The following is a 19,258-nucleotide window of genomic DNA, read 5'->3' as shown; positions in this document are numbered from 1 at the left end:
CGATCAATTAAGGGAAGGAAAGAAAACTACCACAGGAATTTCAAAAAGCTCTGAATAAATATCTTTTCTGCAATGCTATTGCAATTTTTCTTACTTTCAAGCCTCAAAAATTCAAATTCATGATAAAGAAATTCACTTTAGTTCTTTTCGCATTATTGATTGGTCAGCTCTCTTGGGCTCAAGATGATCCGAGATGGGTGAGGTATCCAGCTATTTCTCCCGATGGTAGTCAAATTGTATTTACCTACAAAGGAGACTTATACTTGGTGCCAAGTGCCGGTGGTGAAGCCAAACAACTCACTTTCCACGAAGCCCATGACTACAAAGCCGTATGGAGTAAGGATGGAAAGCAGCTTGCTTTTGCATCAGATCGCTACGGTAATTTTGACATATTCATCATGAGCGCCTCCGGTGGACCGGCATCAAGGCTCACTTTCCATTCAAATGATGAAATGCCTTTTGATTTTACTGCTGACGGCTCAGGAGTGATCTTTGGGGCACAGCGAATGGATATCGCGTCTCACAGACAATATCCTACTGGTTCCCAGCCTGAGCTCTACCAAGTACCTGTGAAGGGTGGGAGAGTGGATCAAATTTGGACTATCCCTGCAGAGTATGTTCAGAGCAATGCAGATGGATCAAAAATGATCTATCATGATAAAAAAGGCGGCGAAAATGAATGGAGAAAGCACCACGAGTCTGGAATTGCCCGTGATATTTGGATGTATGATGCGAATACAGACACGCATCAGATGTTGACTACTTTTTATGGCGAAGATAGAAACCCTGTATTCTCTCCGAATGAAGAAGAAATTTATTACTTGAGTGAGCAGAATGGAGATTTCAATGTCTTTTCAATGCCGGTTTCTGATCCTTCGAATCCAAAGGCTTTAACTGATTTGAAGGATTTTCCGGTTCGATTTCTGACGATTTCTAAGGATGGGCTGATGAGCTTTAGCTTTGATGGGGAACTTTATACGCTGAAGGCAGGAGAAGCACCTCAAAAAGTTGAAATAAGCTTAGCAACTCAGGCTATTGCTAATCCTGATAATTTTATTTCTATCAACGGAGGAGTAAGCGAAATGAGTCTTTCACCGGATGGAAAGGAGATAGCTTTTATTGCACGTGGTGAGGTGTTTGTGACGGCAGTGGATGGAAGCTTGACCAAACGAATTACCGAAACAGCTGAACAAGAACGTTTTGTGGAATTTGCTCCGGATGGAAAGTCCATTTTTTACTCAAGTGAACGTGATGGCCGCTGGCAAATTTTTAAAGCTGAAAAAGTTCGGAGCGAAGAGCCATTTTTCTTTGCCTCAACGCTTATTAAGGAATCACCGATGTTGGACTTGGAAGTAGACGCCTACTTACCCAAGCTTTCACCCGACGGAAAGAAATTAGCTTATGTTGAGGATCGCCGATCTATTATGGTCATGGATTTGGCATCAAAGGAAAAAGTCATGCTGCTTTCTCCGGATGATCTCTACCACATGCGTGATGGGGATCAGTACTTCACCTGGAGTCCAGATAGTAAATGGCTTTTGGCTTCTTACAACCCAACCATGGTCAATGGTGAGGTCGTGCTCTTGGATGCTAGCGGCAAAGAACCTTTCCGTAACCTTACCAAGAACGGCTATGATGATGGAAGTGCTTTATGGGTGAATGGTGGAAAGCAAATGCTTTGGTTCTCCAATAGAGATGGTCTAAGAAGTTATGCTACCTCTGGCAGAAGCGAGCGAGATGTTTACACCCTTTTCTTTGACAAAGGTGCCTGGGATAAGTTCAATCTGAGTGAAGATGAGTTTAAACTCATGAAAGAGCTGGAAAAAGCTAAGAAAGACGGCGAAAAGAAAGATTCTGAGAAAGAGGATAAGAGCAAGGATAAAAAAGAAATAAGTCCGCTCAATTTTGACTGGGAAGGAATTGAAGAGCGAAAGGCTAGGCTGACTATCCATAGTAGTAGCTTAGGAGACGCGGTTTTGAGTAAGGATGGAGAAAAACTGTATTACCTAGCTCGATTTGAGAAAGGATACAATCTCTGGTCGACCAATATCCGGACCAAGGAAACCAAACAGGAATTGAAGCTGGATGCCAGCTATGGTAACCTCATGTGGGACAAGGACCAAGAAAGCCTTTTCCTGCTTAGCAATGGCTCAATTTCCAAAATCAATCCTAGCTCTATGAAGCGAGAGTCGATCAAAATAAGCGGTGAGATGACTTATGACCGAACTGCGGAGCTTGATCATCTTTTTGATCACGTATGGCAGCGAACTCAGGGCATTTTCTACACTCCTGATATGCATGGAGTGGATTGGGAGAAGGCAAGAATTGATTATCAAAAGTATTTGCCTCATATCGGCAATAACTATGAATTCGCTGAAATGCTTTCCGAAATGCTTGGTGAGCTCAATGTCTCTCATGCAGGAGCAAGGTATTCAAGAAGTATTTCCATGCCTGATCAAACAGCTTCATTGGGAGTGTTTTGGGATTATGGCTTTGAAGGAGATGGTATTAAAATCACAGAGGTCATTTCTGGAGGTCCTTTGGACAAAGCCGATCTAAATGTGGATGCCGGAATGATCATTCGATCTATTGATGGGATCGCTATTTCAGCTGATATGGATTTTGCGAAGCTACTAAACCGCAAAGCTGATAAGTTCACATTGATTGAATTGACCGATGCCAATGGACAAAATGCACAGCAGCTGACTATCAAGCCGATATCACTTCGTGAGGAAAATGGCTTGCTTTACAGACGATGGGTCAAGAAGAATCAAGAAGAAGTAGCTGAACTAAGCGGTGGTAAGTTGGGATATGTTCATATTCCTGGAATGAGTGACGGTCCGTACAGAAATGTGTATGAGGAAATGATGGGTAAGTATCATGATACGGAAGGTGTCATTGTCGATACTCGCTTTAATGGTGGGGGTGATTTAGTAGCTGATTTGGCTATGTTCTTTACTGGAGAGCGCTTTTTAACTTATGCAACCGAAGCTAAGGAAGTAGGGTATGAGCCTACTGCTCGCTGGACTAAGCCGACCTTGGCTATGTTCAACGAAGCTAACTATTCAGATGGTCATTGTTTTGCCTGTGGCTATACTGATTTAGAAATCGGTAAAACCGTGGGTATGCCTACTCCAGGGACTTGTTCTTTTGCCGGATGGGAAGGTTTACCAAATAGCGTTAGATGGGGAGTAGTACCGATTTCAGCTAAAAACCAAGCTGGGGAATGGCTAGAGAATAACGAAACCAAGCCTCAATTTGAAGTGAAAAATATACCTGGAAAGATTGACAAAGGCATCGATCAGCAACTGGAGAAAGCGGTCGAGGAGCTTTTGAAAGACGTTCAATAAAAAAGGCTGTCAGATAATTCTGACAGCCTTTTTTAAATGCTTACCCAAAATTTCGCCGTATCTTATTGATAGTTCTTGTTGTTCAAAGACTCTTCTCCTTTGAAGAATTTGTTGAGCTTTGCGAATGAACTATCGAAGTATCCCTCAAGCATACGCTTGATGATAAATGTACGGTACTCGTCTTTAGAGACGATTGGAAAATACTCATGGCTTTTGCCATAAGATTTGTGACTTACAAATCCTTTTCTTTCAAGGATTCTGACGATAGTCGATACAGTGTTGTAAGCCGGCTTTGGCTCTGGCATTGGAAGAAGAATATCTTTCACGAATCCTCGCTCGATATCCCAGAGGATTTGCATAATCTCCTCTTCCGCTCTGGTTAATGGTTTCATAAGTTTTTTGGTGTTAAGTTTTAAATCGAAGGTAAATTATTCGTTTAGTTTCTTAAATCCAAGAAAAATACAAAAATTAGTATTACTATTTAGTTGAAAAATTTTTAAAGTACTGAAGGTCAGTAAAATAAAAAAGGGACAATTTTTTGTCCCTTTCGTTTTTTATACTGTTCGAAGTTTAATAATCTTCGATGCGTGCAATAGTTTTACAATTGGATAGGTCGGATCAAACTCATACCACTTCACTGCAAAGTTTGGACGATTTGGTAATTTGTGATGGTTGTTTTGGAAAAGCTCTCCGAGCATCAAAACATCAAGTAATAGACTATTTTTAGACTTATCATTGTTATCAAAGTTAGAATAACCATACTTGTGACCGCTCCAGTTTACAATAGCACCATGCACAGGTCCCATCAAGAAGTGAATTGGCAATAAGAAGTACATCCACCAATGAGTTCCGGGAAGTTCAAAGACTGTAATACAAAGTACGTAGATCAATACGTACAATAGACCCCAAGCTACTCGAACGCCCATATTATCTGCAAACTTGTCAAAGGTCAACCAATCGGGAATATCTTTTGAAAATCTTTCTTCAGGCTTGAGTCGGAAAGAAAAATACTCATTGTAGATATTTTTGGTTTTCCACATCATGGTGAAAAGGTTTTCGGTATGATGTGGGGAGTGAGGATCTTTTGGCGTATCACTGTAAGCATGGTGCATTCTGTGAAGCACCGCATAGGCTCTAGGAGAGAGGTAAGAGCTACCTTGCCACATCCAAGTGAAGATGTAGAAGAAACGTTCCCAAAACTTGTTCATTTCGAACATTTGGTGAGCTGCGTATCTGTGAAGGAAGAAACTTTGGCAGAATAGAGAGAAATACCAGTGAAGGAGGAAGAAAATAATGATAATCACAATAAACTATTAATTAATACTGAACAAATATAACCCATGAATTTTGAATATCTGAATTCGAATTTCCAGATTACTCAAATATTTTTCGATATTAGTTTTTATGCCCAACCAATCTTTTGAAACCATGCCCAGAGAAAGTAAAGCTCCAAATTTCTTAGTGAAAATACTGATCGGAGGAATCTCGGTTCTAATTGCAGAATTTTTTATTCCTGGCGTATATATCGATACTTGGACAACAGGTTTCTTGCTTGCAGGGTTATTGATTCTAATCAATATAACCATCAAGCCCTTGATGATCGTTTTGACTTTACCTCTTACCATTATCTCTTTAGGATTATTTTTATTGGTAATCAATGCCTTTGCAATCCTTATTGCTGACTACATCATTCCAGGATTTTCAGTAGATGGATTTTGGTGGGCATTGCTTTTTGCAATCGTCCTGAGTATAATCAATTCGCTATTTGGAAACAACATGGACTCAAGAGATTGAGATGCTTCGGTCTCCCTGTCTGATGTAAAATTTCTCTTCAGAGTTTTCACTTTCCCTCCAAAGGACTCCCGGCGAAGGAGCTTTTTCTACTTGGACCAAAAGCAACAGTTTATCAGCTGATTCATAAGGACTTGGATCATTATCTACATAGCTTAACTTTTTGAATGACAACTCGGCTTTTGGATGACAATGCAATTCATTGGCCGATTCGATCATGTAGATTTCCTCCTCTGGATCTATCCCGATAACTTGATTTTGATCAGAGATACCGACCACTATCTCTCCTCCATTAGTATTGGCAAAGGCAGCAATAGTCTTCGCGATTTTCTTTTTTGAGGTGATCTTTTGTTTCCGATCAAATGACTGGTTTTCCTTTGATTTTAGAATATAGTTCATCGAATCCTCGTCAAACTTTTCGATTTTGGCTTTATCCATTGATAAAATTTTTCTATTTTCTTTTTATTTCAATCTAGAAAGTTAACTTTCCACTTTGACTCTAATTTTGTTTTAACATGAATCCTCAGAATAACCCAGGATTTTCACCAGAAGAAATCGCCAAACTAAAAGCTAAACTCAAAAGTATTGGTAAACCCTATCAACTAGTTGAAGATGCCGAAAATTCCGATGAGTATGTGAATTTTTACTTTATCGGAATGTATGAAGGCAAAGAGGTCATCTATGATGCGGCACTTTACACTTTGAGACTTCATCATGCCAGTGAGGTCTATGAGCTTGCCGAACATGAGGCTGCGAAGAAGTTTCCTAATTTCAACGGAATTCGCTACGAAGAAGATGAAAATGGAAATTTATTGCCTCTATCCAGTGAGGAAGAGGAGATTGGTTGGTTTATTACCGAAATGATCATGGAGATCGAAGAAGAAGAAACTGTCAAGGTTCAGGAATTCATCGATATTGATACCAATCATGATTTCGGGATTGGATTGGATGCAGCTCTTAATGTGGAACATATCGACGATTCAAGTATCCGGAAGTTTATTCTAGAATACAACGAAGACACAATTTCACTGGATGAGACTCTTTACTCCTTTCAGTCAGAAGAAGAAGACGTCTGATTTACTGATTAAAACACTTTCAATGGACGCTTGTTAAAATGCAAGCGTTTTTTTTATGCTCAAAATAGCCTGGTCACCCGAATATTGCCATCCTTTACCTCCCGGACACCGTTTTCCGATGGAGAAATACGAATTGCTGCCTGAGCAATTGCTCTATGAAGGGACGGTCACCGAAAGTAATTTTTTTAAGCCAGAAGTAGTCGATGAATTGCTTATCGGCCAAGCCCATGATATTTCTTATTGGGAAAAGCTAAAAAACCTCAGCCTAAGCCGATCTGAGGAGCGAGCCACGGGATTTCCATTGAGTGAGGCCTTAGTAAAGCGTGAAATTCTAATTGCTGGAGGCTCGGTGCAAGCTGCTGAATTTGCAATTGAGCATGGAATTGCTTTAAATATTGCAGGAGGGACACATCATGCATTTCGGGATCGAGGAGAAGGCTTCTGCCTATTGAATGATATTGCTCTGACAAGCTTTCACCTCTTAAATTCGCAAAAGGCTAAGAGAGTTTTGGTCATTGATCTGGACGTACATCAGGGCAATGGGACTGCTGCTATTTTTAGAAATGAGCCTCGAGTGTACACATTCAGTATGCATGGAGCCAAGAACTACCCACATCGAAAAGAAAAGTCTGACTTGGATATTGAATTAGCAGATGGCACTGCTGATGAGGAATACCTTTCTATCTTGGACAAAAACTTAAAAAAGTTGATTGATGACTTTCAACCTGATTTTTTGATTTATCAATGCGGGGTTGATGTGCTTTCTTCTGACAAATTGGGGCGATTGGGAATGAGCATTCAAGGAGTCTATGAAAGAGATCGGAAGGTACTTTCTGTAGCAAAAATGAATAACCTACCAATCATGTGCTGCATGGGGGGAGGTTATAGTCCTAAAATCAGTCAAATAATTGATGCGCATGCCCAAGTCTACCGATTGGCGCAGGAAATGTATTTTTGATTAGGATATTTTAAGGACACAGTTCGATTACAGGGCTTGTCAAGTCAATTCTTTCTTTATATTTGCGCCCTTGTCAAGCATGTAAAATCCACCTTGAATTTGGTAAGCAGTGAGCGACCTTTGAAATGCGCTTATTCCTCCAATTTCAAAGAGCCTAAATTAATTCTCAATAAAATGAAAAAAGTATTACCCCTATTTTCCCTGGTTTCTGCATTTGCAATAATGCTATCCTGTCAGCCAAAAACTGAACAAGCAGCAGAAACTACTACTCAAAGTGAATCTTCTGTAGAATTTTCTGACCTGAAAGTGGCTTTCGTTTTGACTGATAGTGTGATCAATAAGTATGAGTACTTCAAGACAAAGTCTGCAGAGCTTCAGGAAAAAGGAAAGAAGTTTGAATCTGATTTACAAGGTCGAGCAAGAGGTTTCGAGCAAGAAGTTGCTAATTTCCAGCAAACTGGTGGAAATATGACTCCTAATCAGCAGCGAGCAAAGCAAGAGGAGCTTGTGAAGAAAGAGCAGAATCTGATGACTTATCGTGACAACCTGATGCAAGAATTAGCTGGTGACGAAAGTACCCTCTACAGTGAGGTTTACGATAAGGTTCAGGCTTATTTGAAAAAATATGCAGAAGAAAATGATCTAGACCTTATCCTTAGCTACACTCGTGGTGGGGCTGTTTGGTATGGTAAAGATGCCCTAGATCTGACAGATAAGGTAGTAGAAGGACTCAACCAAGAGTTTGCTAGCGAAAAGCCTGCTGCGCAATAAATAATATCGAATCTATGGAAACCCGGCTAGTCCGGGTTTTTTTATGTTTGAATTTGGGTAATTTTACAGCTCAAGTTAAAAAATCGAAATTATGAAGATCACCGAATTTTTGAAGCATCATTATCGGCATTTCAATGCTGCGGCACTCATCGATGCAGCCGAAGGTTATAAAACACATTTGGATGAAGGCGGGAAAATGATGGTCACCCTGGCCGGAGCCATGTCTACAGCTGAGCTGGGGATTTCTCTGGCTGAGATGATTCGACAGGACAAAGTACAAATCATTACCTGTACCGGAGCCAACCTAGAGGAAGATGTTTTCAACTTAGTTGCTCATGACTATTATGAGCGTATTCCAAACTACCGGGACTTGTCTCCTGAGCAAGAGCAAGATCTTTTGGATCGACACATGAACCGTGTGACAGATACTTGTATTCCGGAGATGGAAGCCATGCGTCGGATTGAAGATGTTATTTTGGAGGAATGGATGAAAGCTGATCAAGCTGGAGAGGCCTATTTCCCTCATGAGTTCTTTTATAAAATCTTGCTTTCTGGTAAACTGGATGATTCTTTTCAGATTGATCCCAAAAACTCCTGGCTATTGGAAGCTGCTAAAAAGAACCTTCCTATTATCGTCCCGGGATGGGAGGATTCCACACTCGGCAATATGTTTGCAGGACATGTGATCGCTGGAGATGTCAAAAACGTTCACACTGTCAGAAGTGGGATTGAGTATATGATGTTTTTGGCAGAATGGTATACAGAAAATGCTACCGAAGACAGTAAGGTTGGATTTTTCCAAATTGGCGGGGGAATTGCAGGAGACTTTCCTATCTGCGTGGTGCCTATGCTTCATCAAGACTTGCAGCGTGATAATGTACCACTTTGGGGATACTTCTGTCAGATATCTGATTCGACTACATCTTATGGATCATATTCCGGCGCAGTTCCAAATGAGAAAATCACTTGGGGTAAGCTAGGACTTGATACACCAAAATTTATCATTGAGTCAGATGCTACCATAGTAGCTCCGCTAGTCTTTGCGATCGTACTCGACCAATAATAAAATGTATAAACCTCAGTTTAATTTTCGGGCAGGCAGCTTATTTCTGCTTGCCTTTTTTGTTTCTCTCTCGGTATTTTCTCAACAAATCAAAAATCTGTCAGGGGCAAATACGCCCCAAGATGACATGAATCCGGTTTGGATAGGGGATGGCGTTTTGCTCTTTACCCGCGCTAATCATTTTCAGAATGTAGGGGGAATCAATGATCCGGGAGATATTTGGATGACCAAAAAAACTCCTGAAGGTGAATGGTCAGAGGCTATTCATCGGAAAGACTTAAGCACCGCAGGATATGATTTGGCCTTAGGCTTGGAGGATATTTTGACACTGTTGGTCTTTCATTCAGGCTCAGATCGTTTTGGGGTGTTTCAATATTCCAAATTCGGTCAGGAATGGAATTTTTTACGTCAGGTATCCATGCCTGAAATCGAAAAATTCCAAGGCGCTATCACTGGATCAGTTTCGAAGGGTGGAAAGTATATTTTTCTATCAGGAAATCGCTCTGATAGCCGTGGAAATGAAGACATTTATGTGAGCGAAAAGCTTGGTCCTGTTCAATGGGCAGCACCAAAAAGCCTTGGATCTGCCATAAATACACCTGGTCAAGAAACTTCACCCTATTTTGACCCTAGTTCAGGACTGCTTTATTTTTCTTCAAATCTTCAATTAGGGGCTCAAGGGAAGGATATTTTCATTGCAAAAGTACTTTCGGAAGATCTTACTGAATGGAGTGCTGCACAGAAATGGGTTCAATTGAGCAGCCCTGGCTCAGAAAGTGCCGTTACGTTTATTTCGCCTACGGAGGTGGTTTGGACTACCACCCAAAACAGTGATGGATTCGCAGATTTGGTTACCTATGAGGAAATTACTCCACTAGAAATCCCAAATGAATTTAAGGCACCTGAGACAGTTGCCGTTTCACAGCAAAACCAATCTGAAAATGTGACCACGGTGACGGAATTAGCACCACTTTACCCTTCTAGTGCTGTTGGAATGCCTGAAGTGAAGCTAATGGAAAAGTCGGTTGAAATGGAGGAAGAGCCAGTGAGATGGTTGGTGATTGATCAGAAGAATAAGATTCGGGTGGAAAACTTCCGTCTAATGGCCAAAAGCGGCGAGGAGTGGAAGGAAATTCCTGCACAAAATCAAAAAATAAGCGATCTCAAAGCCTCAGGCGTTCAACTTCTTCGGTTTGAAGCTGCTCAATTTTTCCCTACCTCGATTTCTTTGTCTGAATTAAAGACAAAAGAACCCAATGTGATTTTGATGACGAAAGCAGAAACTGGCAACAGTTTGCTATTGGACAAAGTCAATTTCAAACGAGGGACTGCAGATCTGGAAGAGGGAGATACTTTTGACTTCTTAGATCAGATTGTAGGCTTTTTGAGTGAAAACCCAGATTTGAAGATTCGGATAAGTGGTCATACAGATAGTGCGGGTGATCCTGGATTAAACAAAGCCCTTTCTCTAGATCGAGCTGGAGCTGTAAGGGATTATTTGGTTGATCAAGGTGTAGACTTTGAGAGATTACGTATCTCTGGATGGGGCGGCACCAGACCAATAGCCTCTAATGCAACAGAGGCTGGAAGAAGTAAAAATCGTCGTGTAGAATTGACAATTGAAGATTAAAAAAGCGGTCCTAATTGGACCGCTTTTTTTGTGATTATAAGCTATAACCTTCTCGATAATTTCTTCTGACAAACTGGTTGGCTGGATCGAAATTGGTGATTTTCATATTTGGTCCATCCCATACCAATTTGATTCCTCTGCCTGGATAGTCGAACTGATTGGCATTTCCATTTGGTCTAGGGACGCGATAGTCGTAGCTTCTAATGGCAAGATTTCCCATCAGTACTGATTCAGTAAGTGGTCCTGCCACACTGAAAGGCGAACTCAACTTTTTATACTCCTCTGATCCAAAGCCAGCAATACAAGCCTCTACCCAGTTGTTGTAGTGACCACTGTCCCCGCCAGGTACACGATACTCGGTTTCTGGGACATTGATATACTGATTCTTAGAGGTTGGTAGGAGTTTGGGATCTCGACCGTAGGTTGCACACATCATTTTTCCGGCAGTACCTTCGATGATTACTCCATTTCCTCCATCGCCCATGATTTCGTTAGGCTCGAGTTCTGCAGGTCTTGTAGGCTGAATGCCGCCATCCATCCAGTGAAATTCCAGTTCTTTTCCACCTCGCATATCAAAGCGAAGGGTGATGTGTGAAGAAGGAGGGCAACTATCAGGGAAATATCCACGTTGGAATTCTCCTACATAAACAGAACCCACAGAGCATTCAGCAGATTTTGGATACCCAAGACCTAAGACCCTGAAAGGAGGTTCCATGATGTGGCAAGCCATATCTCCTAAGGCTCCTGTTCCATAATCCCACCATCCTCGCCAATTGAATGGAACTAGATTTCCCACATAATCCCGGTAAGGGGCAGTACCTAGCCATAAATCCCAGTCTAAATCAGCCGGTGGAGTCACTCCTTCACTCGGCCAGGGAATTCCTTGTGGCCAAACTGGTCTATTGGTCCAAGAGTAGACCTTCGTCGCTTCTCCGATAAGTCCTGCATTGTACCATTCCACCATTTTGCGTACACCATCACCTGAGGAACCTTGATTTCCCATTTGGGTGACTACTTTATATTTCTCTGCAGCCTCTGTAAGCATTCTTGCTTCATAGATATCATGGCTTAGGGGTTTTTGAACGTAAACATGCTTTCCCATTTTCATAGCCATCATCGCCTGCACAGCATGCATGTGATCGGGAGTAGATACGGTCACTGCATCAATGTTGTCTTGCTCAGTTTCGAGCATTTTTCGGTAATCTTTGTAATATGCTGCTTTAGGATGTGCATCCCGGCTTCGTTTAGCCCGAGTGTCATCGACATCACAAAGTGCCACGATATCGGCTTTACCACTTCTGAAGACTCCACTTACGTCATTAAAGCCCATTCCTCCAACACCAATACCTGCCACCCGAAGTTTATCACTTGGGGCAACAAAACCCTGACCCCCCAAAACATGCCGTGGAACAATATAAAATCCTGAAAGCGCCAAAGCTGAGCTTTTTATAAAATTCCTCCTTGAAGTATCCGAGCCGTTTTTGTTTTCCTTCATATTATTTTATTTTCTATTGAATTTCAGGTTTCAAAATATTTAAAATAATCGCTTTTTCCTTCGAAAATTTTGAGATTATTCGATTTCGGAAGGCTGAGTGGTTGAGTTATTTTTTCAGCCATTACTGTTGAAATCTCATTTGAGGGTTTTGGAAAGAAATTTTATAAAGGATCGGACATTTGAAAAAATTTAAATTAAGTTTAACCAAACAAATCAGACACTATGACCTATCAAAAGTCAATTATCGTACTCTTTTTGACCGCTTTGGTGTTCTCTTGCGGACCGAAAGGCCCCTCACTGGATGAGAGAGGTTTGATTCCTCTCCCCAAATCGGTCAGTAGTTCCAATGGTTCCTTTGAACTCGCCTCAGGAGCATCCATTCAGCTTATTGGAGATCAGGCAAGTTTAGAACCATTAGCCCGATATTTTAATCAAAGCATCAAATCGGCAACTGGTTTTGAGTTGGAAGTGGGTGATGGAGAAGGTCAAATCGTATTGGAATTATTTGGCGGAGCTTTGGATGATGAGTCTTATGAATTAGAAATAAGCTCAAGTCAGGCGAAGATTACTGCTGACTCACCCGCTGGAATATTTTATGGCATTCAAACCTTGCTCCAAGCCTTCCCAAGTCAAATTTTAGCGAACAGCGTACAAAATGTAGCCTGGATAGCTCCAGCAGGAAACATCCAAGATGATCCTGAGTACCCCTATAGAGGCTCCATGCTAGATGTAGCCAGACATTTCATTGGGATGGAGGATGTAAAGCATTACATCGATCAAATGGCGAGATTAAAATTGAACTACCTGCATCTTCACTTGACCGACGATCAAGGTTGGCGAATTGAGATCAAATCTTGGCCAAAGCTGACAGAGATAGGAGGAAAGACTGAAGTAGGAGGTGGAGAAGGAGGTTTTTTCACACAAGAAGATTACAAAGAAATCGTTCGCTACGCGCAAGAGCGATTTATTACCATAGTCCCGGAAATTGATATGCCCGGACATACAAATGCTGCCTTGGCTGCTTATGGAGAATTGAATCCCGGAATCAATTTGCCAGATGGCGATTTGAGTACGGTGAATAATCCTCTGAAAGGATCTGAAATTGATTTTAACTCTAAAATGATTATTCGTCAGCCTGCTGAACTGTACACAGGGATGGAAGTGGGTTTCAGTACTTTCGATACTGATTTGGAATTAACCTATCAGCTCGTAGACGATGTAGTCAGGGAACTCTCTGAAATCACCCCGGGGCCTTATTTTCATATCGGTGGAGATGAGTCTCACGTAACTCGAAAGGAAGACTACATCAAATTTGTTGAAAGAGTCCAGGATATCGTTCAGAAGCACGGGAAGATAAGTATTGGATGGGATGAGGTGGCTACTGCCAATCTTTTACCTGGAAACATTGCACAGTTTTGGGCGATGGAGGATAATGCTGCCCTAGCTGTAGGACAGGGAAATCAGATTTTAATGTCGCCCGCTAAGAAAGCCTATCTCGATATGCAATATGATTCAACAAGCCGCATTGGTTTGCATTGGGCAGCATACATCGAGTTGGATTCTGCATACCTCTGGGATCCTGCCAACTATTCTCCAAATATTAAGAAATCTGATGTTTTAGGCGTCGAGGCACCACTCTGGACGGAGACGGTCGAGGACAGAGCCGATATTGAATATTTAACTTTTCCGAGACTGGCGGCATTAGCTGAAGTAGCTTGGTCTCCCGGCTCATCGAGAGATTGGGAAAGTTTTAAAAGTCGCGTTGCTCAACTGGGTGAAAGTTGGGAGGCTCAAGGAATTCAATTTTATAAATCCCCCAAAGTAGCTTGGTAATCAGGCGAAATACTAAAAATCCCAGCTATCTCAGCTGGGATTTTCTTTATATGCCTCTCTCAAATCTTTGATTTTTGACGAATTTGGAGGTAATATGGTAGCTTATTTAGAATACACATCAAAAAGAAGTTGAACTATGGGAGACATTATTGTTTCATTTGCGAATTGGATTTGGGGTACGCCGATGCTCGTTTTATTGATGGGGGGCGGACTCATTCTTTTATTCCATTCTGGATTTGTTCCCTTTCGAAAAATAGGGCATGCAATCAGTCTACTTAGAGGGAAATACGATGATGATCTTGCTCCGGGACAGATTACTTCTTTTCAGGCATTGTCTGCTGCTATTGCGGCAACTGTAGGACTCGGAAATATCAGTGGAGTGGCTATCGCCATCAATATGGGAGGTCCAGGAGCTATTTTCTGGATGTGGATTTCTGCATTCGTTGGAATGGCTACCAAGTATTACAGTTGCTCTTTGGCTATCATGTTTCGAGGGAAAGATTCCGCTGGGACAGTTCAAGGAGGGCCCATGTACGTCATCGAAGAGGGGATGGGCAAAAAATTCAAATTTCTATCCATCATTTTCTCAGTGGCAGGAGTGATTGGGTTGTTAGCCATATTTCAAGCCAATCAACTTTCGGCGGTTTTCAGAGCAGTAATGCTGGAGCCTGCAGGTATCGAATCCACAGAGACCGTTCGGTGGATTATCGGCATCACCATGATGGTTTTGGTTGCTTTTGTTGTTTTGGGAGGCATCAAACGAATAGCAGCTGTAGCATCCCGACTAGTGCCATTTATGGTAGCACTTTATTTTGTTACCGTTTTGATAATTGTGGGAAAGAATTTTGTGGATGTGCCTGAAATGCTCTGGTTGATTATTTCTGATGCATTTACTGGAAAGGCTGCAGCCGGAGGCGTGGTAGGAGCGGTGATCATTACGGGAGCAAGAAGAGCAGCTTTCTCTAACGAGGCCGGAATTGGTACGGCTCCGATGGTCCATGGCGCCTCTAAAAATAGAGAGCCGATTCGGGAAGGTTTGATTGCGATGCTGGGACCATTTATTGATACCATTGTGGTTTGTACCTTGACGGCCCTTGTGATCATGCTGACTGGGGTTTGGCAGACTACCGAAGCGGATGGAGTGAGATTGACATTGAATGCTTTTGAGTCAGCTTTACCAGGTATCGGTAAATATCTTCTGATGGCAGCCGTGTTGATCTTTGCGCTATCTACCATGTTTACCTACTCCTATTACGGGCACAAATGCTTCAATTACCTTTTTGGAGCAAAAAGAGCAGATTTCTACAATTATTTCTATTTGATCACCATTGTGGCTGGAGCAGTGGCTTCTCTCGAAGTGGTGATTAGCCTAGTAGATGGAATGTATGCGATCATGGCAATTCCTACGATGATTTCGACCATTTATTTAGCACCAAAAGTCAAGGCCGCTTATAAGGATTATTTTGAGCGGATGAATGCTTTAAAATGAAAGTCTTAATTGCTCCGAACGCCTTTAAAGGAACAATCTCTGCAAGTGATGCTGCTGAGATTATCGGGCAAACTGTAGCTAGTAAGTATCCAAATTCACAGGTCAAGAAGATACCGATCGCAGATGGGGGAGATGGTACCTGTGAGCTTTTGACCGAGTATTTGGAGTTAGAAAAAATAAGTGCTTGGTCGCTAGATTCATTTGGAAGACCTGCTTTTGGTTCCTTTGGCTATGACTTTCAATCCAAAACTATCTACTTGGACGTTTCTACTGTCAGTGGAATTGGTTTGCTTGATAGTTCTGAATTAAATCCCCGTGTGGCTTCTACCTTCGGAACAGGTGAATTGATCCAAAAAGGTGTTGAAATGGGTGCAGAGCACGTGATTCTTGGCCTTGGAGGAAGCGCTAGTATAGATTTAGGACTGGGAATCCTACAGGCTTTGGGATTTGTGTTTTTAGATTCCTTGGGAAAGGAGATCGTTCCCTTCTCAGATCATTTGTTGAAAAAGTTGGCTTACGTGCAGTCTAACCCAAAGCTTTCAAAACTTACCTTTACCTGTCTCTGTGATGTCAGAAATACTTTTTTTGGAGCCACTGGAGCGATTCCTGTATTTGGACCTCAAAAAGGCCTTAGCTCGGATCAAATGGACTCCTTTTCAGAAGATGCAAATCGTATCATACAGCTTCTCTATCAAAAAGCAAAAAAGCTATTTGTGGATTGTCCAGGATTTGGTGCGGCTGGAGGAATTGCATTGGGATTAAATGCATTTTTCTCAACCGAAATCAAATTTGGAGCTTCCTATTTTTTTGATCAGGTAGCCATGGAAAAAGAGGTTCAGTCAAGCGATGTCGTTTTGACAGGAGAAGGTAGGTTTGATCAACAATCTAAAGAAGGAAAAGGGTGTTTTGAACTGCTACAGATATGCAAGAAGTACCAAAAGCCATGCTACCTTATTACTTCAGGTAATGATGATCAAGGTTTTGGATTTGAATCTGTTATGAAATTACCTGAATTAGATTTTTCTCAAATAGACTATAAGAAAAAAGCAGCTGAAAATCTGAAGCTTACCTTAGAAAAGAAATTGACTATTTAGACTCTCTGATAGTCACCTTTCCAATTCTTGATTTTCATTTTGATTTCTTTCGGGCTGTAGTTTTTTTCGATTGTCTCTTCAATCAGAGGAAGCAATTCTTCATCGCTGGCAAATCGTAGGGCAATTATTTGACCTCCTTTAAGTTTTTCCTCTTTTTCCCGAAATGCCTTGCCGGTAAGTTCTGCATAGCGAGCTCTCATTTCCGCAAAAATGATCCGATTTTGGTTTTTGAGCGCATAGATCCTGGACAACATGGGAAGTGACAGAATCATGATGGCTAAAATCAGGGATTTAATGCTTTCTGCAATCGCTTTAGAACTTGAAAAATCTAAATCGATTAGTGTCCAAATAAAAAAAGCTAAGGATAGGGGTGCTAAGAAAAAATGATGGAACGGAAAATACCGTGCGTGATTCGAGTAATCTTGTTTTTTGTCCATAAATAAAAAAAGGGCAGAAGCCCTTTTGTTAAGATTATTTTTTACCCTTTGAGAAGGTTTTACGTGCATCCATTGCTGAAAGACCCGCGCCTAATCCGATCAAAATCACAACAATCAGTAAGAATAGCTGAGCGCCGGAGGCAATAGGTGAACTGAAGATATCCAATAGAATCATGAGCTTGATATTTGTTGTTTAATTCAAGGTTCGAAGATAAAGGACCAGGCCCAAAATACCAACAAGTTCTTGGGCCTTGTCATTTAAAATTCGTCGTCGAAGTCTTCGTCCTCTTCTTCGTCAAAATCATCTTCTTCTTCATCAAAGTCCATGATGTTGTCATCGACAAACTCGGATTCTTCATCTAGATCGTACTCGTCTTCAAATTCGGAGTCAAAATCATCATCAGAATCGAAGTCATCCAATTCATCAAAATCATCTTCGAAATCTTCCATAAGATTGTGGTTTAAGTGAAAACGATGCAAATAAATTAAAAAAACAAATTGCTCAATACACCGGAATTGAATTTTTTTCAACTCTTTCCAAAATTTCGGATGACTGTTGTTTTTCCCATTTTTCACGAAGTACCCTTGCCCAAGTTTCAAGATAGAATACCACATCTTCGCGCTTGTTTTGACTAAGCGACTGCTTTCTTTCGAATGGAATACGCTCCAGTACTTCTGGCGCAGAAAGTCTCTCTAGATGTCCGAGATCATCTAAGGTCAATCCAAAATCCAACATTCGCTGAATAACAAGATCGATAGGATAACCGCTTGTAGGGCAAAACTCTAATATTTGATCATTCCAATCACCGGAGCGCTCCATTGCATATCTGTGAATTTCTGCTTTTGAAAAAGGTGTAAGTTCCTGAGCAAGATTTCCGCAGTTGCATGCGCCCATGTGTCCCCATTGATAGCTTGACCCTCCATCTTTAAGTTTCTTGGCCGTCCGCTCGATTGCTCCAATTAATTCGGGTTGAATTGGTCTCATAGTTTTTGCTTGTTTTGATAAAAATAAAACCAATCCTGAAAACGAATGTTCCGATCTCTCAAAAAGATTTTCTAAAAAGCCAAAAAAAATTCCCATCCGGGAATTTATCAATTTTAATTGAAGATATTTTGAATGTACTTTTTCACCAGCGGCTTAGATAGGTAGTCTTTTACAAATTGATATTGACTGGCTTTATTGATGTCGCGCTCATCTACAGAACTGCTTAAAATGTAAATTTCCGCTTCTGTATCGCTAGGGTTGAACCGATCAAGAAAATCCCAGCCGTTCATCTCAGGCATATTCAGATCTAAAAAAAGGTAATGGGGCTTAATGCTCGATATTTCCTGAAGAGCTTCTTTTGCACTTTGATATTTGAAAAACTGACAAGCCTGGCTTACATTCTTGGAAATAAGCTTTTCAGTCACAAATGTGCTGATAGGATCGTCGTCTATGAGAACAATAGTTAGCATTAAAATGCAAAATCGGGGTGCTGAATTACAATAATTATAATACAAAATTACAATCTTCTGCTCAAATAGCAAATAACCGGCCAAATAACTTTGTAATTTTTAGTGAATCTTCACACCCTTCCAATGAAAGAGTAGGAGTATCTCAATAATTGATGTAACTATTTTCTAATTCTCTAAGAAATCAATCTCTGAAATAAAGCGTTCAACAACTTTTTCAGTGGTTTTTAAAACTTTTTTCTCTTTGTACTTTGGACTGTTTACCTCTGTCACACCAGTCAGAGTCATTAAAAATTTGTCTTTTTCCGGATCTATAAAATCAACAATGACCTGAAGTAGCTCATAGTTGTCTGTTCGGGGCGGGTCATCATATGGTAAATAAGGATTGAACATCCAAGGATCCCAAACTCGCATTCCCCAAAATTGGTAAGGGTTGTTGAAGCTGTTTATTTCGCGCTGTCTTAAGTCTTCATTTGATGCATACCGAATGACAAGGTCAGGTTTGACCCGATCGTAGGTAAGACCTTGACTTTCGAGAGACTCTCTGATTTTGTCCTGGACTTTTGCATCTAAAAACTGGGCTGAAAAGCCATTCATATTCACCTCAGCATTGACGATCACGAAGGAATTGTATTTTGCTGATAAGGGAAGCTCCGTGTTCTCTTTAAAAATTTCTATGCTACTACACGATTGTATGACCACCATCAAAAAGATAGTCCAACCAATTGAAAATTTTCCTTTAAGCATTTCAGAGTATTTTTACATTTATGACTATTCGTGATGTTGCACGTATGGGTAGACAGCCGCAATAATGAGTCT

General features: G+C 41.1%; 20 protein-coding genes. 10 read left to right on the top strand and 10 right to left on the bottom strand.

Annotated elements, in window-relative coordinates; all coding sequences use genetic code 11:
• Positions 1 to 119 precede the first annotated feature (119 nt).
• Positions 120 to 3,350: a S41 family peptidase gene (locus OU792_RS16200; RefSeq protein WP_274670720.1), complete on the top strand. Its 3,231-nt coding sequence runs from the start codon at positions 120 to 122 to the stop codon at positions 3,348 to 3,350.
• Positions 3,351 to 3,412: 62 nt separating this feature from the next.
• On the opposite strand, the gene OU792_RS16195 is transcribed toward OU792_RS16200, so the two are convergent.
• Both OU792_RS16195 and OU792_RS16190 read right to left on the bottom strand, forming a co-directional pair.
• Entirely contained in the window at positions 3,413 to 3,742 is a 330-nt protein-coding gene (locus tag OU792_RS16195) for a BlaI/MecI/CopY family transcriptional regulator (protein ID WP_026945737.1), read from the bottom strand.
• 162 nt (positions 3,743 to 3,904) lie between these two features.
• The gene (locus OU792_RS16190) at positions 3,905 to 4,654 is read right to left on the bottom strand and encodes an acyl-CoA desaturase (RefSeq protein WP_026945736.1); all 750 of its coding nucleotides are present in this window, start codon (positions 4,652 to 4,654) and stop codon (positions 3,905 to 3,907) included.
• 124 nt (positions 4,655 to 4,778) lie between these two features.
• On the opposite strand from OU792_RS16190, the gene OU792_RS16185 reads away from it, so the two are divergent.
• Positions 4,779 to 5,144 (top strand): phage holin family protein, encoded by a 366-nt coding sequence (locus tag OU792_RS16185; RefSeq protein ID WP_274670719.1) that lies wholly within the window; start codon positions 4,779 to 4,781, stop codon positions 5,142 to 5,144.
• On the opposite strand, the gene OU792_RS16180 is transcribed toward OU792_RS16185, so the two are convergent.
• Entirely contained in the window at positions 5,133 to 5,579 is a 447-nt protein-coding gene (locus tag OU792_RS16180; protein ID WP_274670718.1) for an AlbA family DNA-binding domain-containing protein, read from the bottom strand. The two genes, OU792_RS16185 and OU792_RS16180, sit on opposite strands and share 12 nt — an antisense overlap.
• Positions 5,580 to 5,656: 77 nt before the next feature.
• Here OU792_RS16180 and OU792_RS16175 point away from each other — a divergent pair, with 77 nt between their 5' ends.
• From OU792_RS16175 to OU792_RS16155, 5 genes are all read left to right on the top strand, one after another.
• A complete protein-coding gene (locus tag OU792_RS16175; protein ID WP_026945734.1) occupies positions 5,657 to 6,217 on the top strand; it encodes a hypothetical protein in 561 nt (186 codons plus the stop codon).
• A gap of 55 nt (positions 6,218 to 6,272) precedes the next feature.
• The gene (locus OU792_RS16170) at positions 6,273 to 7,175 is read left to right on the top strand and encodes a histone deacetylase family protein (RefSeq protein WP_274670717.1); all 903 of its coding nucleotides are present in this window, start codon (positions 6,273 to 6,275) and stop codon (positions 7,173 to 7,175) included.
• A 174-nt stretch (positions 7,176 to 7,349) separates the two neighbouring features.
• The gene (locus OU792_RS16165) at positions 7,350 to 7,946 is read left to right on the top strand and encodes an OmpH family outer membrane protein (RefSeq protein ID WP_274670716.1); all 597 of its coding nucleotides are present in this window, start codon (positions 7,350 to 7,352) and stop codon (positions 7,944 to 7,946) included.
• 91 nt (positions 7,947 to 8,037) lie between these two features.
• Complete coding sequence (locus tag OU792_RS16160; protein ID WP_026945731.1) at positions 8,038 to 9,009, top strand: deoxyhypusine synthase family protein; 972 nt, start codon at positions 8,038 to 8,040, stop codon at positions 9,007 to 9,009.
• A gap of 4 nt (positions 9,010 to 9,013) precedes the next feature.
• The gene (locus tag OU792_RS16155) at positions 9,014 to 10,639 is read left to right on the top strand and encodes an OmpA family protein (RefSeq protein ID WP_274670715.1); all 1,626 of its coding nucleotides are present in this window, start codon (positions 9,014 to 9,016) and stop codon (positions 10,637 to 10,639) included.
• 34 nt (positions 10,640 to 10,673) lie between these two features.
• Here the strand turns inward: OU792_RS16155 and OU792_RS16150 are convergent, their stop codons facing one another.
• A complete protein-coding gene (locus OU792_RS16150; RefSeq protein ID WP_274670714.1) occupies positions 10,674 to 12,134 on the bottom strand; it encodes a Gfo/Idh/MocA family protein in 1,461 nt (486 codons plus the stop codon).
• 222 nt (positions 12,135 to 12,356) lie between these two features.
• On the opposite strand from OU792_RS16150, the gene OU792_RS16145 reads away from it, so the two are divergent.
• From OU792_RS16145 to OU792_RS16135, 3 genes are all read left to right on the top strand, one after another.
• On the top strand, positions 12,357 to 13,967 hold the full coding sequence (locus OU792_RS16145) for a beta-N-acetylhexosaminidase (protein ID WP_274670713.1): 1,611 nt from the start codon (positions 12,357 to 12,359) through the stop codon (positions 13,965 to 13,967).
• Between the two features lie 136 nt (positions 13,968 to 14,103).
• Entirely contained in the window at positions 14,104 to 15,456 is a 1,353-nt protein-coding gene (locus tag OU792_RS16140) for an alanine/glycine:cation symporter family protein (protein ID WP_274670712.1), read from the top strand.
• The gene (locus tag OU792_RS16135; RefSeq protein ID WP_274670711.1) at positions 15,453 to 16,550 is read left to right on the top strand and encodes a glycerate kinase family protein; all 1,098 of its coding nucleotides are present in this window, start codon (positions 15,453 to 15,455) and stop codon (positions 16,548 to 16,550) included. Before OU792_RS16140 ends, OU792_RS16135 begins: the two co-directional genes overlap by 4 nt.
• Here the strand turns inward: OU792_RS16135 and OU792_RS16130 are convergent.
• The 6 genes from OU792_RS16130 to OU792_RS16105 form a co-directional block, all read right to left on the bottom strand.
• Positions 16,547 to 16,987: a DUF6526 family protein gene (locus OU792_RS16130; RefSeq protein ID WP_274670710.1), complete on the bottom strand. Its 441-nt coding sequence runs from the start codon at positions 16,985 to 16,987 to the stop codon at positions 16,547 to 16,549. The genes OU792_RS16135 and OU792_RS16130 overlap by 4 nt on opposite strands.
• A gap of 34 nt (positions 16,988 to 17,021) precedes the next feature.
• Positions 17,022 to 17,162: a hypothetical protein gene (locus tag OU792_RS16125; protein WP_208325287.1), complete on the bottom strand. Its 141-nt coding sequence runs from the start codon at positions 17,160 to 17,162 to the stop codon at positions 17,022 to 17,024.
• Between the two features lie 83 nt (positions 17,163 to 17,245).
• Positions 17,246 to 17,437, bottom strand: coding sequence for a hypothetical protein (locus OU792_RS16120; protein WP_026945723.1), 192 nt, complete (start codon positions 17,435 to 17,437; stop codon positions 17,246 to 17,248).
• 52 nt (positions 17,438 to 17,489) lie between these two features.
• Positions 17,490 to 17,972 (bottom strand): hypothetical protein, encoded by a 483-nt coding sequence (locus tag OU792_RS16115; RefSeq protein WP_026945722.1) that lies wholly within the window; start codon positions 17,970 to 17,972, stop codon positions 17,490 to 17,492.
• Between the two features lie 113 nt (positions 17,973 to 18,085).
• Positions 18,086 to 18,442 (bottom strand): response regulator, encoded by a 357-nt coding sequence (locus OU792_RS16110; RefSeq protein ID WP_100627055.1) that lies wholly within the window; start codon positions 18,440 to 18,442, stop codon positions 18,086 to 18,088.
• Between the two features lie 165 nt (positions 18,443 to 18,607).
• On the bottom strand, positions 18,608 to 19,186 hold the full coding sequence (locus tag OU792_RS16105; protein WP_134201250.1) for a DUF4136 domain-containing protein: 579 nt from the start codon (positions 19,184 to 19,186) through the stop codon (positions 18,608 to 18,610).
• Between the last annotated feature and the right edge of the window lie 72 nt (positions 19,187 to 19,258).

The organism is Algoriphagus sp. NF (assembly GCF_028823735.1).
Lineage (GTDB): Bacteria > Bacteroidota > Bacteroidia > Cytophagales > Cyclobacteriaceae > Algoriphagus > Algoriphagus marincola.
Note: the sequence above shows the minus strand (reverse complement) of the source record. Positions and strands in the feature narration are given on the sequence as shown.

What these genes read in the sequence shown, in the direction of transcription:
- OU792_RS16175 (WP_026945734.1), top strand. Translation starts at nt 5,657, where the DNA reads ATGAATCCTCAGAATAACCCAGGATTTTCACCAGAAGAAATCGCCAAA.
- OU792_RS16145 (WP_274670713.1), top strand. Translation starts at nt 12,357, where the DNA reads ATGACCTATCAAAAGTCAATTATCGTACTCTTTTTGACCGCTTTGGTG.
- OU792_RS16130 (WP_274670710.1), bottom strand. Translation starts at nt 16,987, where the DNA reads ATGGACAAAAAACAAGATTACTCGAATCACGCACGGTATTTTCCGTTC.
- OU792_RS16185 (WP_274670719.1), top strand. Translation starts at nt 4,779, where the DNA reads ATGCCCAGAGAAAGTAAAGCTCCAAATTTCTTAGTGAAAATACTGATC.
- OU792_RS16120 (WP_026945723.1), bottom strand. Translation starts at nt 17,437, where the DNA reads ATGGAAGATTTCGAAGATGATTTTGATGAATTGGATGACTTCGATTCT.
- OU792_RS16200 (WP_274670720.1), top strand. Translation starts at nt 120, where the DNA reads ATGATAAAGAAATTCACTTTAGTTCTTTTCGCATTATTGATTGGTCAG.
- OU792_RS16160 (WP_026945731.1), top strand. Translation starts at nt 8,038, where the DNA reads ATGAAGATCACCGAATTTTTGAAGCATCATTATCGGCATTTCAATGCT.
- OU792_RS16170 (WP_274670717.1), top strand. Translation starts at nt 6,273, where the DNA reads ATGCTCAAAATAGCCTGGTCACCCGAATATTGCCATCCTTTACCTCCC.
- OU792_RS16165 (WP_274670716.1), top strand. Translation starts at nt 7,350, where the DNA reads ATGAAAAAAGTATTACCCCTATTTTCCCTGGTTTCTGCATTTGCAATA.
- OU792_RS16135 (WP_274670711.1), top strand. Translation starts at nt 15,453, where the DNA reads ATGAAAGTCTTAATTGCTCCGAACGCCTTTAAAGGAACAATCTCTGCA.
- OU792_RS16110 (WP_100627055.1), bottom strand. Translation starts at nt 18,442, where the DNA reads ATGCTAACTATTGTTCTCATAGACGACGATCCTATCAGCACATTTGTG.
- OU792_RS16155 (WP_274670715.1), top strand. Translation starts at nt 9,014, where the DNA reads ATGTATAAACCTCAGTTTAATTTTCGGGCAGGCAGCTTATTTCTGCTT.
- OU792_RS16125 (WP_208325287.1), bottom strand. Translation starts at nt 17,162, where the DNA reads ATGATTCTATTGGATATCTTCAGTTCACCTATTGCCTCCGGCGCTCAG.
- OU792_RS16195 (WP_026945737.1), bottom strand. Translation starts at nt 3,742, where the DNA reads ATGAAACCATTAACCAGAGCGGAAGAGGAGATTATGCAAATCCTCTGG.
- OU792_RS16150 (WP_274670714.1), bottom strand. Translation starts at nt 12,134, where the DNA reads ATGAAGGAAAACAAAAACGGCTCGGATACTTCAAGGAGGAATTTTATA.
- OU792_RS16140 (WP_274670712.1), top strand. Translation starts at nt 14,104, where the DNA reads ATGGGAGACATTATTGTTTCATTTGCGAATTGGATTTGGGGTACGCCG.
- OU792_RS16180 (WP_274670718.1), bottom strand. Translation starts at nt 5,579, where the DNA reads ATGGATAAAGCCAAAATCGAAAAGTTTGACGAGGATTCGATGAACTAT.
- OU792_RS16105 (WP_134201250.1), bottom strand. Translation starts at nt 19,186, where the DNA reads ATGCTTAAAGGAAAATTTTCAATTGGTTGGACTATCTTTTTGATGGTG.
- OU792_RS16115 (WP_026945722.1), bottom strand. Translation starts at nt 17,972, where the DNA reads ATGAGACCAATTCAACCCGAATTAATTGGAGCAATCGAGCGGACGGCC.